Genomic DNA, 14,450 nt, shown 5'->3' with positions numbered 1-14,450 from the left:
CCTCGCCCGCTGGATCGAACGCACGTTCCGTAGACCCGGCGGGTCCGAACGGCACCGCCCACATGGTGACCATGATCGTAGGAACCCTCGTGGGATTCACCTTCCCCCTCGGCCTCGGCAACGTCGCCGCGCTCGGCATCCGACGGTGCCGGAAGGACCCCTGCGTGCGCGGGGACAACGCCCACCGCTGACTGCGGCGCCGTCCTCACTCCTCACTGGTTGACGAGACTATTAGTTTATCGTCTACTGGCGGGGCAGGGTGCGCCGGGCGAGCCAGCCCCGTCGACGCGCCCGGCGTCGCCATCCCGGTGGATTCCCCAGCCCGGGCCAGCCAGGACGGGAGCTGACAGCAGATGAAGGGGTCGTCGGCGGGCCCTGCGGAGCCGGGTTCCGACCCGTCGTCGCGGGATGGGCAGGCCCTCGATGGAGAGCACGTATCCGCAACGCACCGGGCCTGGAGTGGGACTATTAGTCCCATCGGTGATCGAGATTTCGAGCTGCTTCCCGCCAAGGCGGGCATCCCGTTCGCCCCGCGTACGCCGCTGACCGAGCCGTTCTGGGCCGGCTGCGCCCGCGGCGAGCTGCTGTTCCAGCGGTGCGCCGACTGTGGGTACGCCGGCTTCCCGCCGGCGGTGGCCTGTCGGGCCTGCCTGTCCCGGGCGCTGCGCTGGGAGCGTTCGGCCGGTGGCGCGACCCTCTACAGCTGGACGGTCGTGCACCGACCGGTGAGCCGGGCGTTTCGCACTCCCTACGCCCCGGCGATCGTCACCGTGGACGAGGGCTACCAGATGATGACCTGCCTGGTCGGCCTGGGCGTCCCGGCGATCGAGGCCGGGATGCGGCTGCGGGCCGTCTTCCACGAGATCGAGCCGGGCACGAGCCTGCCGTATTTCAGCCCCTCCACCGCACCATTACCACCATCGGAACAGGAGCCGCCATGCGTGCCGACGATCTGATTCTCATCAGTGTGGACGACCACATCGCAGAGCCCGCCTCCATGTTCGACGCACACGTCCCGGCGAAGTACCGGGAGTTCACGCCGCGCGTCGTCGAGGAGGAAAGCGGTGCGCAGCAGTGGTACTACGGCGGCCTCCGCGGCCGGAACCTCGGGCTGAACGCGGTGGCCGGCAAGCCGCCGGAGATGTTCAACATCGACGCGAGCCGGTACGACGAGATGCGCCCCGGCTGCTACGACGTGCACGAACGGGTCCGTGACATGAGCGCCGGTGGGCAGCTCGCCGGGCTCAACTTCCCGAACTGGACGGGGTTCTCCGGCCAGGTGCTCAACCAGGGGCCGGACCGGGACGTCAACCTGATCATGATCAAGGCCTACAACGACTGGCACGTCGACGAATGGTGCGGTGCGTACCCGGAGCGTTTCATTCCCTGCGGGATTCTGCCGCTGTACGACGTCGAGGAGGCGGCGAAGGAGATCCACCGCCTCGCGGCCAAGGGGTGCCACGCGGTCACCTTCTCGGAGAACCCCGAGGCGCTGTCGATGCCGAGCATCCACACCGACTACTGGTACCCGTTGTTCCGTGCGGCCAGCGATGTCGGCACCGTGCTGTGCCTGCATGTGGGCTCGTCGTCCCGGGCGCCGCTGTTCTCCTCCGACGCCCCGCCGAGCGTGAACATCGCCGCCTCGTCGATGATGTCGGCCTACTCCCTGCTGGAACTGGTCTGGGCGGAGTTCTGGGCCGACTTCCCCGACCTGCGGTTCTCCCTCACCGAGGGTGACATCGGCTGGATTCCGTACTTCCTGTGGCGGTCCGAGCACGTCCGCCGCCGGCATTCCGGGTGGGCCCGGCCGACCTTCCCGGCCGGCATGGACGGCCCGTCGGACGTCTTCCGCCGCCACATTCTGACCTGCTTCATCAGCGACCGGGTCGGCGCCCGGCTGCTCGACTGGTTCGCGCTCGACAACGTGTGCTGGGAGTCCGACTTCCCGCACTCCGACTCGAGCTGGCCGTTCGGCCCCGAGGACGTCCTGGAGAACCTCGGCGAACTGCCCGACGACACCATCAACAAGATCACGCATGAGAACGCGATGCGGCACTACCAGTTCGACCCGTTCCGGCACCGGCCGCGGGAGCGGTGCACCGCCGGCGCCCTGCGCGCCGAGGCCGCCGACGTCGACGTCGTCACCCATGTCGGGCGACTCGCCGACCAGCGCGACCGCGACGCGTGGGCGCGGATGACCGCCCCCCGGGCAAAGGCGTGACCGCGCGCGTGTCCCATCCTCAGAAGGAAACGCCCGGGGCGGGCCATCCGCTCCACGGTATCCGGGTGCTGGAACTCGCCACCGGCATCGCCGGCCCCTACCTCGGCAAGATGTTCGCGGACGCGGGCGCCGACGTCGTCAAGATCGAGCGCCCCGCCGGGGACCCGCTGCGTGCCTGGTCCGCGTCGGGCACCCAAGGGGCCGACGGCGGCGACAGCGCGCTGTTCCGCTTCCTGAACACCTCGAAGCGTTCAGTCGTCGTCACCGACGCCGAGAGCCCACGGATCACCGAGCTGGCGGCGCAGGCGGACCTCATCGTCCTCGGCGACGGCCTCCACCACGGCGTACCACCTGCCGGCACCGAGCCTGGCCTCGACACCGGCACCGGCTCCGGCACCGGCACCGGCACCGGAATTCCGGAGCTGGCCCGGCGGCTGCACGCGGCCTACTCGCAGGCGGTGGTCGTCGCGATCACGCCGTTCGGGCTGACCGCGAACAGCGCCGACGCGACTCGTCCGATGACCGAGTTCCTGCTGCAGGCGCTGAGCGGATCGACGGCCGGCCGCGGCTCCCCGGAAGGCCCGCCGCTGCAGGCCGGCGGGCGGATCGGCGAGTGGGCATCCGGCACCTATGCCGCGGTCGCCGCGCTCGCCGCGCTGCACGGCGCCCACCGCGACGGCGCCGGCGACCTCGTCGACGTCTCGATGCTGGACTGCATGACGGTCATCCTCGGCGGGCTCAGCGTCGTCGGCCGCACCGTCATGGGCCGGCCGCCCGCGGCCGCGGGAGCCGCCGCCGCGGCCAGCCGCATCCCGGAACTGCCGTCGATCGAGCCGACGAAGGACGGGCTCGTCGGGTTCTGCACGATCACCGCGCAACAGTTCCAGGACTTCCTCCTGCTCATCGACCGGCCCGACCTGCTCGCCGACGACGACCTGGCGAACCTCGGCAGCCGCTACGCACGCCGCGAGGAGTTCCTCGCCGCCGTGCACGCCTGGACGTCCACGCACACCTCCGAGGAGATCATCGAGCGCGCCGCCGCGCTGCGCATCCCGGTCGCCCCGATCGGCTCACCGCGCACGGTCACCACGATCGACCAGTTCACCGCGCGGGGCGTGTTCGGCCCGAACCCGCGCGGTGGCTTCCAGCAGCCGCGGACGCCCTACCGGATCGGCGACTTCCGCGGCCGGCCGCCCGAGCCGGCCCCCACCCTCGGCGAGCACACCGACTCCGTCGCCTGGCCGGCTCGCAGGCCGCCCGTCGCCGCGGCCCCGACAACCACCCCTGCCGCGGTGCCGGGCGGTGGACGTCCTCTGCCGCTGTCCGGGCTGCGGGTGCTGGACCTGACCGCCTTCTGGGCGGGGCCGTCCGCGACGTTGCTGCTGGGCTCGCTCGGCGCCGATGTGATCAAGGTCGAGGGGGTGTCCCGCCCGGACGGGATGCGCTTCTCCGGCGGCAAGCCGCCCTCGGAGCCGCGGTGGTGGGAATGGGGCGTGATGTTCCTGGCCACCAACCCCAACAAGCGTGGCATCAGCCTTGAACTCACCCGGCCCGAGGGCATCGACCTGGCCCGCCGGCTGATCGCGGCCAGCGACGTCGTCATCGAGAACTTCTCGCCGCGGGTCCTGTCGAACCTGGGCCTGGACTGGGACGTGGTGCACGCCGCGAACCCGGCCGCGATCCTGACCCGGATGCCCGCGTTCGGCCTGGACGGGCCGTGGCGCGACCGCACCGGCTTCGCGCAGACGATGGAACAGGCAAGCGGGATGGCCTGGCTGACCGGCACCGCCGACGGCCCGCCGCTGATCCCACGCGGCGCCTGCGACCCGATCGCCGGCCTGCACGCGGCCTTCGCGACGCTGGTCGCACTCGCCGCGCGGGACCGCTCCGGCACCGGCACCGGCTCGGGCTCCAGTTCCGGCACCGGCACCGGTCGTGGTGCCGGAGGCACGCTCGTCGAGGCCACCATGGTTGAGGCGGTCCTCAACGTCGCCGCGGAACTCACCATCGAGTACACGGCGAACGGCGCCGAACTCATGCGTGCCGGCAACCGCGGCCCGCTCGCCGCACCCCAGGGCGTCTACCGGTGCGCCGGCCCCGACGGCTGGGTCGCGCTCGCCATCCTCGACGACCCGGCCTGGATCGGCCTCTGCACGCTGATCGGGCGTCCCGACCTGGCCCGGGATCCGGAACTGGTTACCAGCCACGGACGTCGCCAGGCCAGCGCCCACGACCGGATCGACGCGGCGATCACGACCTGGACGGCTGCCCGTGACCGCGACACGGCGGCGGCCGAACTGGTCGCGGCGGGCGTGCCGGCCGCCCCCGTCGTCCCGCCGGCCGACCTGCTCGACAGCTCCCTGCACGCGGACCGCGGCTTCTTCGAACGGCTGCGTCACCCGGTCGTCGGCGAGCACCCCATGCCCGGCGTCGCCTTCCGCCTCGCCAGCCATCCCGGGCCGCTGCTGCGCCGTCCCGCGCCGACCTTCGGGCAGCACGACGACGAGGTCTACGGCGACCTGCTCGGCCTGTCCGCCTCCGAGATCAACGTGCTGCGGGAAAGCGGCCTTGTCGCCGACCGCCCCGCGGGCGTCTGACAATGGCCGTCTCAGCCTGGCCGACCGGTGGGGCGCCTCGCTCGCCTGGCGGGGAGCCCGGCTCGGCGGGCGGGGCGTTCCCTTAGGGTGGCGGAGGCGCGCGGGGAGATGCCAGACGCGCCAGGGGAAGATCGCGGCGCCCAGCGGATGGGGACGGACCGCGTGGCGAGGAGGGATGCGGCGGTGGCCCGACGGGACGCGGCCGGACTGCCGCCCACCAGCTACGCCGTGCTCGGTCTGCTCGCCGTCGCCGACCTGCCGATGTCCGCGGTCGAGCTGAAGACCAGAGCCGAGTTCAGCCTGCGCTTCTTCTACTGGGCGCCGGCCGTCAGCCACATCCGCAAGGAGTTGACCCGGCTCGCCGAGCTCGGCCTGGTCACCGCCACGGAGGTACCGGCACCGCGGGTCCGGCGCACGTTGGTCCACGAGATCACCGACGCCGGCCGGACGGTGCTCCGAAACTGGCTGGACGACCTGCCCGACGACGAACCGGTGGTGCTCAAGGATCCGGTCCTGCTGCGGGTGTGGCTCGGCGCCCAGGGCGACCCGGACCGCATCGTCCGCCTGCTCGACCAGCACCTGGAACGGACCCACGCGGCGATCGACGACCTGCAGTGGGGCCGGCGCCGGGCCCGCGAGATGGGCCTGGACAACGTGCCACGCCTGCGCCACTCCCGCGCCGTCGGCGACTACGTCCTGCGCCGGCTGTACGCCGAGATCGCGAACCTCACCCAGCTCCGGGACGAGATCACCTGCCGCCCGACCGAACCGCGCCCGCCGACGGCCGGCCCACCACCGCTGCACGAATACGACGACGACGATGACGACGATGGGGACCGGGACGGCGCCAGCCGCTCCGACGAGCACACAGGCACCAGGGGCTGACCGGCTCCGCTGCTGGCGACGGGTCCGTCGCGCCTGCCCGGCCACGTCCACCATGACGGGAGCGACATGACCCGCAAGCGGAAGCCGGCAGTGATTGCCGGCGTCTACAACACCGTCCAGGCCCGCCGGCTGCCGGGCGAGACGTCCCGCACCCTGCTGCTCGACGCCGTCGCGGGCGTCCTGGCGGACGCGGGCGTGCCGCTCGCCGCGGTGGACGGCCTGTCCGCCGGTGGCGAGAGCGCCGGCCTGATCTACGATCTCGGGCTCGGTCCCTGTTGGCAGGGCAGTCAGTTCGGGGTCTCGATGGTGCTCGAGGCGGCTGCCGCGATCGAAACCGGGCAGGTCGACACGGTGCTGATAGCCGCTGCCGACGCCGGCACCTACACGGACCGGGCCGCGACCGCACCGTGGACCCGCCCCGAGAACGAGTTCGTGGTCCCCTGGGGCCTGTTCACCGCCGCCGAGTTCGCGCTTGTCGCCCGCCGACACATGATCACCTACGGGACGACGTCCGAGCAGCTCGCCACCGTCGCGGCGACGATCCGCAACAACGGGCATGCGAACCCGGCCGCCGTGTATGTCGGGCGCGGCCCGTTCACCGCCGCCGATGTACTCGCCTCCCGCATGGTCGCCGACCCGTTCCACCTGCTCGACTGCTCGATGACGGCCGAGGGCGGCTGCGCCCTGCTGCTCACCACCGCCGAGCGCGCGGCCGACCTGCCCCGGCCGTCCATCCAGGTTCTCGGCGGTGGCGCGGACCATTTCGGGCCCAGCTACCGCTTCCCCCCCGCCTGGGACCACAGCGGCCGTTCCGGCACCCTGGTCAACGGCGAGGTCGGCGGACGAGCCTTCGAGCGGGCACTGCACACCAGCGGACTACACCGCGACGACATCGACGTCCTGGAGCTGTACGACCCCTTCTCGTTCGAGATCATCCGCCAGCTGGAGGCGTTCGGTTTCTGTGGCCCGGGAGAGGGCGGCCCGTTCGTCGAGGACGGCCGCATCGCGATCGACGGCAGCCACCCGGTGACCACCGACGGCGGTACCCTGTCGTTCAGCCACGCCGGGGCCGCTCCGCAGATGCTGCAGCGCGTCGTCCGCGGCGTCGAGCAGCTGCGCGGCACCTGCGGCCCGCTGCAGGTGCCCGACGCACAGGTGGCCCTGTGCACCGGCGGCGGTGCCGGCGCCCTGTTCACCGCCGTCGCGCTCCTGGGCCGCGGCGTCTCCTAGAACCACAGCCGCCACTGGGCGGTGTGCCGGAGCTCCTGTGTGCTCTCAGGCGTCCGGCGCGCCGCTCGACTGGCCCTGCCGGAGCTTGCGGCGCATCAGCTTGCCGCTGGAGGTCGTCGGAAGGGCATCGACGAAGTGGACGGCTCGGGGCACCTTGTAGGCCGCCAGCCGCGTGCGGCAGTAGGCCAGCAGCTCCTCGGCGTCGGCCTCGGCCCCCATGCCGGCCATGGTGTCCGTTCTGGCACGGGCGGCGGGCACCACGTACGCGTGTGCGACCTCGCCCTTGACCGGATCGGGCTCTCGGCCGACGGCGACCAGCGCAACCGCCGGATGACCGATCAGCACGCGTTCGATCTCAGCGGGGTAGATGTTGTAGCCGCCGGTTACGATCATGTCCTTGAGTCGGTCGACCACGAAGAAGTGACCCAGCCCGTCGTGGGTGGCGACGTCACCGGTATGCAGCCAGCCGGCCGGGTCGATGGTCTGCCGGGTCGCCTCGGGGTTGTTGTGGTAGCCCAGCATGACGATCGGGCAACGGCGGATGTCCTTCGGCTCAGGCTGCGCCAGTCGTCCGCCTCGTCCGTGCCACCGGTCACCGGCTGCCTCCACGGGCAGATGCCTGCGCCGCTCGTCCCTGCGGCTCGCGGCGGACATCCCGGCGTGGTCCTGGGGACCTGCCCCGGACCCGACGCTCGGGGAAGCCCCTCCCGGCCTCGTCGCTGTCCTGCTGATCGACGGTGCCGTCGTCTCCGACGTCGCTTTTCCGATCGCCATCATGGCTCCGGTCAGGCGCGCCCGACGCGGCTTCACGTTCGGCGGATTCACGGGCAGTCTCCGTCAGGCGCGCCGTGCGTTCCGCCAGCGCACCCGAGAGCCGATCAAGCTGCGCCTCGTACGCTCCCGCCGCCGCGCGCCGGCCGGCGTCCAGGGCCGGGCCTCTGATCTGGTTGATCAGTTGCTCGCCCGCCGTCGAGCGCATCAGCCGTACGGCCTGGTCACGGAGGATGTCCTTGGCGTGGTAGCTGCGGCCGGAGAGCCACAGGCCCACCCCGATGGCCGTCTTCGCCTTCTTGGTCCGACCCAGGACGTAGCCTCCCGCCAACGCCAGGGCGCATTCGGCGTTGCCCATCCTGACGTCTCCCCTCCGGCTGGCTCCACACTCCGCCGAGTCGTCCTGGTCCGCGTCGAACCGGACCTCGCGGCCACCGCGGCCTTTCAGGGCGCCGCGTAGCACAGCAGAGTCAAAGATGGGACCGGTCTGGCGTGTCAGCGCACGATCCCGCGCCGGAGCCCGCATCTTCGGTCGCTCCTCCTGATCGGACGACATGGCCGTCAGCCGCCGACTATTGCCTCCAGCTAACAACTCTGGCCCGTCGACGTCTCCGCGAGCAGTAAACGAAATTCCAGGAGATCATCCGTGAGTGCGGTGGTCTGCACAGTCCGAGGCATCCGGCGAAGCTCCTCCAACATCGCGTCGACCTCCGATATCGCCGGAAGGTCACTTACGGATGCCGCCAGCAGCACGATGCCAGTCAAAAGATCACCACCAGTGGCACATCGAGGCCTGATCCACTCGACCAGACACAGAAGTTCTGTCGGCAGCGCGCACAACCCTGGTCCTGGCCACTGCGAATCTTGACTTCCACTGTTCGTCCGAGTGGACGGATCACCGCCGTGTGACGATGAGCCGCCGCCGTCTCGTGGCACGCACGGCAGTCGTCGGCGAGCGGCCGTGACGTCAGGGCTGACTGACCTGACCACGCCAGGCACCGGATTCCGTTCCGCGCTCCTCGATGAACGCCTTGAACCGCTTGAGGTCGGCCTTCACTCGCCGGTCGTCCGCGCCGACGGCGGAACCGATCTTCTCGGCCACGCCCTCGGGCTGCCAGTCCAGCTGGACGGTCACCCGGGTCTCGTCGGCGCCCAGCCGGTGGAAGGTCACCACGCCGGCGTGGGTGGGGCCGTCCGTACTCTTCCAGGCGACCCGCTCGTCCGGCAGCTGCTCGGTAATCGTCGCGTCGAACTCGCGCTCCTGCCCGCCCACCTTGATGTGCCAGCGGGTGTGCGTGGCGTCGACCTGGTCTATGGATTCCACGCCGTTCATGAAATGCGGGAAGGACTCGAACTGGGTCCACTGGTTGTAGGCGGTGCGGACCGGTACCGCGACGTCGATCGATTCCGCTACTGTGGCCATCATCTCTCCTCAGGGCCGTTCATGTGGTCTTCCTAGGCCTTCCCGCCCGGGGGGCGACAACACGGCTTCATTCGCGCGATCAGTTGATCGGGCCAGGCGCCGTCGACGGTGACCACCGAGAGGTCGTCCCCGGCGCTCGACTTCGATCGGTGGGCGATCGAAGCGCAGCACGACCACCGTGCCGCCGCGCTCACATGAGAGGCCCAGATCTGGTGCCGGCGACCGGCTCTGCGCCAGACGTCCCCGTTCAGGCCACGGTGCGGCAACGCCTGACCGCCTCCCAGGCCCCGGGCAGGCTCCTCCATGTCGGTGTGCCGGTCGATGCCCAGCTCCCCATGGCGTGTCGAAGCTCCGTGGACGGGCATTGACACGGCGTGACGGCATCTGTCCGGGGACTCAAGGCTGGAGAGCCTCGCCTGCGAGCGGCACCAGCCCTCAGCGGTGAGATGACGTTCGTCCTGCCACTGCCGCTGACGGCGGCAGGGCCGTGACCGGCGTTGAACATGACCCTGTCCTTGGACGAACACGACCTGATCGAGCGCCTGGCCCAGCGGGTGAACATTTGCCCGGTCACCGAGAGTTCTGGCGCCGCGAGCTCCGCTGCCGAGATCACCGCCGCAGCGGACCTGGTCACCGTCTGGCACGCGGGCACCTGGGTAGCTCTGACAGCATCGTGTCGATCCCTGCCGGGTAGCCGTGTCGAATCCTGATGTCGGTCGGGCCCCCTCCCGCGTCGAGGACGTGCACGGGATCGTCGTGCTGCGGGCCAGTGGGCTCGGGGACTTCGTCCTCGCCCTGCCCGCGCTGGAGGCGCTGCGTGCGGCGTACCCGACGGCGCGCCTCGTGTATCTCGGACTGCCGTGGCACACACAACTGCTTCGGGACCGCCCGGGCCCCTGGGACGAGGCCGATGTCGTCCCGGCCTGGCCGGGCGTGACCAGCCGTGCGACGGCCCACCCGCACACCGGCGACGGGCAGCGCAAGGCCTTCGTTCAGCGGCACCGGGCCGCCTGCTACGACCTCGCGGTGCAGCTGCACGGAGGCGGGGCCTATTCGACGCCACTGCTGGACAGCCTGGGCGCGAGAATCACGGTGGGCGGGCGTGACATCGGGGCACCCCGGCTGGACCGGTCTCTCCCCTTTCGCCATCTGCAACACGAGACGCTGCGCGCTCTGGAGATAGTCGGGCTTGTCGGTGCCGACCCGGTCGACCTCCTGCCGTCGTTGTCGGTCCTTCCCTCCGACCACTGCGAAGTGGCTGATGAGCTGGCCGATCTCCGCGGCGCTCGCCCGCTGGTAGCCCTGCACCCGGGAGCCGGTGATCCGCGGCGGCGGTGGCCGGTGGATCGATTCGCCGCCGTCGCCGACGAACTGGCCCGCGAGGGAGCGCGCGTGCTGGTCGTCGGTGGTCGAGAAGACAGCGTCCTGGCCATGCGGCTGCTCGCCCATGCCCGCTCACAGCCATCGGACCTGACCGGACGGCTCTCACTGCCTGGTCTGGTCGGTCTCCTCTCCGAGGTCGACCTGATGATCGGGAACGACTCCGGGCCACGGCACCTCGCCGCGGCGGTCGGCACGCCGACCGTGGGGATCTTCTGGTGCGGGAACGTGGTGAACGCCGCCCCGCTGGTACGGGCCCGGCATCGTGTCGCGACATCCTTCCAGACCACCTGCCCGGACTGCGGCGCCGGCCAGACCCGGGGGCGCTGCTCCCACGACCCCTCCTTCGTCGCCGAAGTGCCGGTGAACGAGGTACTCGACGAGGCCCGCAACCTGCTCATCCGGGACTGGGAGGAAGCCTCCGATCATCCGTTCGTCGTTCCTGACCGACCCGGCGATGCACGGCGCGAACAACCCGGGTGACGTCGAGCCGACCGAACTTGTGTGCGGCCTCTCCACGCAGGATGTCCGGTTCCGGCGGTGGTGCGGTGCCGCACATGACGCGCCCCGCTGCCTCCCTGGCGGGTGTTGCTCCGCGGCGTGGGTCTCTGTTCGCCCCGGCCCCGATCGGGTTTGCCTCCGCGGTCTGCGAACAGACCGGAGGAGAGCCGGTCGAATCCGGGAGGTTCCTGGTGGTGTGATCGGCCAGCCAGGGAGGCGACGTGCGTTTCAATCCGCTCGAAGAGAAGGGCATCGCTCTGGACGATCAGGTGCGGAACTGGTCGGAACTCAATGTCGAGCCGTACGACAAGGCGGCGGTCGACCCGTACACCCGGTGCCGGGTGATCGCGATGAACGGCATCGAGGTCGAGGCGGTGCTGTTCAGCCACCAGTTCGCCCGGCACACCGACGTCCCGGAGGTGAAGGCCGCGCTTGCGGAGATCCGCCGCATCGAGCAACAGCAGCAGAAAGCCGTGAACTGGTTGATTCCGGGCGAGGAATCGACGTTGGAGGTCACCCTTGGCTACGAGCAGGAGGCCGTCGACCTCACCGCGTGGCTGGCTCGCAGTGAGCCTGATCCTTACCTGAAGCAGACCTACGATTTCGGCCTGTTGGAAGATTTCGACCACCTGTACCGGTACGCGAACCTCTACGAGCTGCTGGAGGGGAAGAAGGCCGAGCAGGTGGTCCACCGGCTTACCGAGGTGATGCCGGGGCGGCCCACACAGGTCGAGCACCGCCACCCCGCCGACAACATCCGCCGGCACTACGACAAGCACACGGTCGACCCGCTCAGCCGGTTGCACGCCCTCACGATCACCGCGGCCGAGCAGCAGACCATGAACTTCTACATGACCATCGGGAACCGGTACCTGGAGCCCATCGCGCGCTCCCTCTACGCGGAGATCGCGATGGTCGAGGAAGAGCACGTGACGCAGTACGAATCGATGCTCGACCCGGGCGAGAGCTGGTTCGAGCAGCTGGTCCTGCACGAGTACAACGAGTGCTACATGTACCACTCGTTCGCCGGCCAGGAGACCGACCCGCGCATCGCCCGGCTCTGGGACCTGCACCTGGCCATGGAGATCGAGCAGCTGCGGATCGCCGCCGACCTGTTGAAGCGCTACGACGGTCGGGAGGCGGCCGAGGTGCTGCCGGCCGCGCTGCCCGAGCCGGTCCTGCTGGAGCCGAACAAGCAGTACGTCCGAGAGGTGCTCGCCACGCAGCTCGACCTGACCAGCCTCGGTACCGGCTACGTGATGGACGCGCACCACCGGTTCCAGGACAACCTCAGGAAGGTCAACGCGGGCGGCAGCCCCAGCGAGGAGGTCATCGACGCCCACCGGGACCGCTTCGGGGCGGAGTACCGGCTTGAGACCGAGGGCCCGCACCCCGTCGAACGGCTCCGCGAAGAGGCCCTCGCCGGCCACCGCTGATCCACGCGTCTGACCGTCACGCATCCCCTCGTCAGGAACTCCCACCCGCGAAACCGGAGGGAAGATCACATGGTGACCACAGCGGTGCGACCCGAGACCGGAGCGGTGATCAAGCCCGGGCCCATGGTCACGGTGCCGCCGGACCGGACGGTCCAGGACCAGCAGTTCGACGACTTCGCGGCCGGAAGCGGTCTGAATGGCCCGTTTCTCGCCGACCAGCTCTCGGGCTTCATCGCCCACGAGCGGATGAGCCTTAACCTTCTGTGCACGTTGCACGCCCGTACGGACAACCCGGCGCTGCGTTCCCGCTACGCCGAGCTGGAGACCGAGACCCTGCAGGCCGTCGACATCTGGGAACGGCTGATCCGTGACCTCGGTGGCAATCCGCAGTACGCCAGCCCGGCCGGCCGGGCCACGGAAGGTCTGGACAACAAGATCGTGGAGGCACTTCTGCTGTCCGGCTCCGCCGACCCCATAACCTTCGAACAGGCAGGTCTGCAGGCTTTCCTGGCAGGGGCGAACCAGTGCGTCGCGAACGCCGCGCTGCTGTCGGCCTTCGCCGAGAAAGCCGACGACGGTGCCGCCCGGAAGGCCCTGACCGGCGCCGCTGGCATCCTCTCGAAGGCGGCGGCGGGCCACACGGCCTGGGCGCTGAACACGCTCCGCATGACGGTGCTCGCCCAGGCGAAACACCCCACGATCCACAAGATCGGCCAGGCCGCGGAGAAGGCCGTCGACGCGGTACGCAACGCGGTCACCCCGGGCTGACACAGGCCGATGGGCCACGGCGGACTGCTGTAGCTCCCGTGCGGCGGCGCTGTTACGGAAGACGAGCATCGCCCGCGACCCCGCGGCCTGGCGATACGTCTGGATCTGTCCCTGGCGCAACCGTCAGCTCCAGGAAGACGCGACCGGGCACGCGGCCACGTTTACCGCCCCGGCTTCTGAACAGACCTCGGTCAGGTTTGGTTCCGGCAGGGCCCGATGTGGGAGGTGCGACATCCATGGGTAACGAGCAGCAGCGCCCGGAGCAGGAACAGATCTGGCCGGGTGAGACAGCGGCGGTGATCCCGCCACCCGAAGATGAGATGTCGGCCTATGTGGGGCGGAACCTGCTGCTCGACCGGGTCGCGCTGATCACGGGCGGTGATTCCGGAATCGGCCGGGCGGTCGCAGTCGCTTTCGCCAAGGAGGGCGCCGATGTCGCGATCTCCTACCTTTCCGAGCACGCCGACGCCGAACACACCGCGAAACTGATCGAGCAGGCCGGCCGGCGTGCCCTGCTGCTGCCCGGGGACGTCGGCACCGAAGCGCACTGCGAGGAGCTGGTCCGCCGCACGATGGACGAGTTCGGCCGGCTCGACACCGTCGTCAACAACGCGGCGGTGCAGCGCAGCACCGACGACCTCACGCAGATCACCAGTGAGGAGTGGGCCTACACCTTCGCCGTCAACATCCACAGCTTCTTCTGGGTGACCAAGGCCGCCCTCGCCCATCTACCCGACGGCGCGGCCGTCATCAACACCGCGTCGGTGAACGGCCTGCGCGGTAACGGCTCGCTGCTGGCCTATTCGGCGACCAAGGGCGCGGTGCTCGCCTTCACCTACGCGACCGCGCAGGCGCTCATCGACCGACGCATCCGGGTGAACGCGGTCGCCCCCGGCCCGGTGTGGACGCCGCTGATCCCCGCGACGATGCCACCGGAGAAGGTCGCGAGCTTCGGCACCCAGGCACCACTCGGCCGCCCCGCGCAACCCGACGAGATCGCGCCCAGCTACGTCTTCCTGGCGTCCGAGCAGCTGTCGAGCTACTACAGCGGGCAGGTCCTGACTCCGGTCGGCGGCGAGGCCAAGCCCGGATGACGCCCGCCGCGCCCGCCGCGACCACTCTGAGGCGCCGTGACGTCTCTGTACCGGGGCCAGAGGACCAGCCAAAGGATTAGGCCGGCCGCCGGGGGCTGGGGAACGGCTGAGCGGAGCTCACTTCGTCAAGATCTGGAGGAGATG

The 14,450-nt window shown here is 70.3% G+C and carries 12 protein-coding genes; 9 read left to right on the top strand and 3 right to left on the bottom strand.

The genetic code is table 11. The features are described from left to right. The first annotated feature begins 353 nt into the window (after positions 1 to 353). From AWX74_RS13725 to AWX74_RS13705, 5 genes are all read left to right on the top strand, one after another. Entirely contained in the window at positions 354 to 956 is a 603-nt protein-coding gene (locus AWX74_RS13725) for a Zn-ribbon domain-containing OB-fold protein (protein ID WP_091276193.1), read from the top strand. Continuing rightward, complete coding sequence (locus tag AWX74_RS13720) at positions 938 to 2,221, top strand: amidohydrolase family protein (protein ID WP_091276190.1); 1,284 nt, start codon at positions 938 to 940, stop codon at positions 2,219 to 2,221. Before AWX74_RS13725 ends, AWX74_RS13720 begins: the two co-directional genes overlap by 19 nt. An 8-nt stretch (positions 2,222 to 2,229) precedes the next feature. Continuing rightward, entirely contained in the window at positions 2,230 to 4,818 is a 2,589-nt protein-coding gene (locus tag AWX74_RS13715; protein ID WP_242666218.1) for a CaiB/BaiF CoA-transferase family protein, read from the top strand. Between the two features lie 183 nt (positions 4,819 to 5,001). After that, positions 5,002 to 5,703, top strand: a complete 702-nt coding sequence (locus tag AWX74_RS13710) for a PadR family transcriptional regulator (RefSeq protein ID WP_242666217.1) — start codon at positions 5,002 to 5,004, stop codon at positions 5,701 to 5,703. 66 nt (positions 5,704 to 5,769) lie between these two features. Further along, on the top strand, positions 5,770 to 6,933 hold the full coding sequence (locus tag AWX74_RS13705; RefSeq protein ID WP_091276175.1) for a thiolase family protein: 1,164 nt from the start codon (positions 5,770 to 5,772) through the stop codon (positions 6,931 to 6,933). 45 nt (positions 6,934 to 6,978) lie between these two features. On the opposite strand, the gene AWX74_RS13700 is transcribed toward AWX74_RS13705, so the two are convergent. From AWX74_RS13700 to AWX74_RS13685, 3 genes are all read right to left on the bottom strand, one after another. Beyond that, positions 6,979 to 7,587, bottom strand: coding sequence for an AMP-binding enzyme (locus AWX74_RS13700; RefSeq protein ID WP_091276174.1), 609 nt, complete (start codon positions 7,585 to 7,587; stop codon positions 6,979 to 6,981). Beyond that, positions 7,526 to 8,062 carry a hypothetical protein gene (locus AWX74_RS13695; RefSeq protein WP_165615612.1) on the bottom strand — a complete coding sequence of 179 codons (537 nt, stop codon included), beginning with the start codon at positions 8,060 to 8,062 and terminating at the stop codon, positions 7,526 to 7,528. Before AWX74_RS13695 ends, AWX74_RS13700 begins: the two co-directional genes overlap by 62 nt. A gap of 609 nt (positions 8,063 to 8,671) precedes the next feature. Continuing rightward, the gene (locus AWX74_RS13685; protein ID WP_226930905.1) at positions 8,672 to 9,127 is read right to left on the bottom strand and encodes an SRPBCC family protein; all 456 of its coding nucleotides are present in this window, start codon (positions 9,125 to 9,127) and stop codon (positions 8,672 to 8,674) included. Between the two features lie 696 nt (positions 9,128 to 9,823). Here AWX74_RS13685 and AWX74_RS13675 point away from each other — a divergent pair. The 4 genes from AWX74_RS13675 (at position 9,824) to AWX74_RS13660 (ending at position 14,306) form a co-directional block, all read left to right on the top strand. Beyond that, complete coding sequence (locus tag AWX74_RS13675) at positions 9,824 to 10,990, top strand: glycosyltransferase family 9 protein (RefSeq protein ID WP_091276162.1); 1,167 nt, start codon at positions 9,824 to 9,826, stop codon at positions 10,988 to 10,990. Positions 10,991 to 11,229: 239 nt separating this feature from the next. Next, positions 11,230 to 12,444: a hypothetical protein gene (locus tag AWX74_RS13670; RefSeq protein ID WP_091276159.1), complete on the top strand. Its 1,215-nt coding sequence runs from the start codon at positions 11,230 to 11,232 to the stop codon at positions 12,442 to 12,444. A 69-nt stretch (positions 12,445 to 12,513) separates the two neighbouring features. Further along, positions 12,514 to 13,212, top strand: a complete 699-nt coding sequence (locus AWX74_RS13665) for a hypothetical protein (protein WP_091276155.1) — start codon at positions 12,514 to 12,516, stop codon at positions 13,210 to 13,212. 236 nt (positions 13,213 to 13,448) lie between these two features. Then, positions 13,449 to 14,306 carry an SDR family oxidoreductase gene (locus AWX74_RS13660; RefSeq protein ID WP_091276152.1) on the top strand — a complete coding sequence of 286 codons (858 nt, stop codon included), beginning with the start codon at positions 13,449 to 13,451 and terminating at the stop codon, positions 14,304 to 14,306. Positions 14,307 to 14,450 lie beyond the last annotated feature (144 nt).

The sequence above is a fragment of the Parafrankia irregularis genome, assembly GCF_001536285.1.
Lineage (GTDB): Bacteria > Actinomycetota > Actinomycetes > Frankiales > Frankiaceae > Parafrankia > Parafrankia irregularis.
This window is presented reverse-complemented; position numbering and strand designations above follow the sequence as displayed.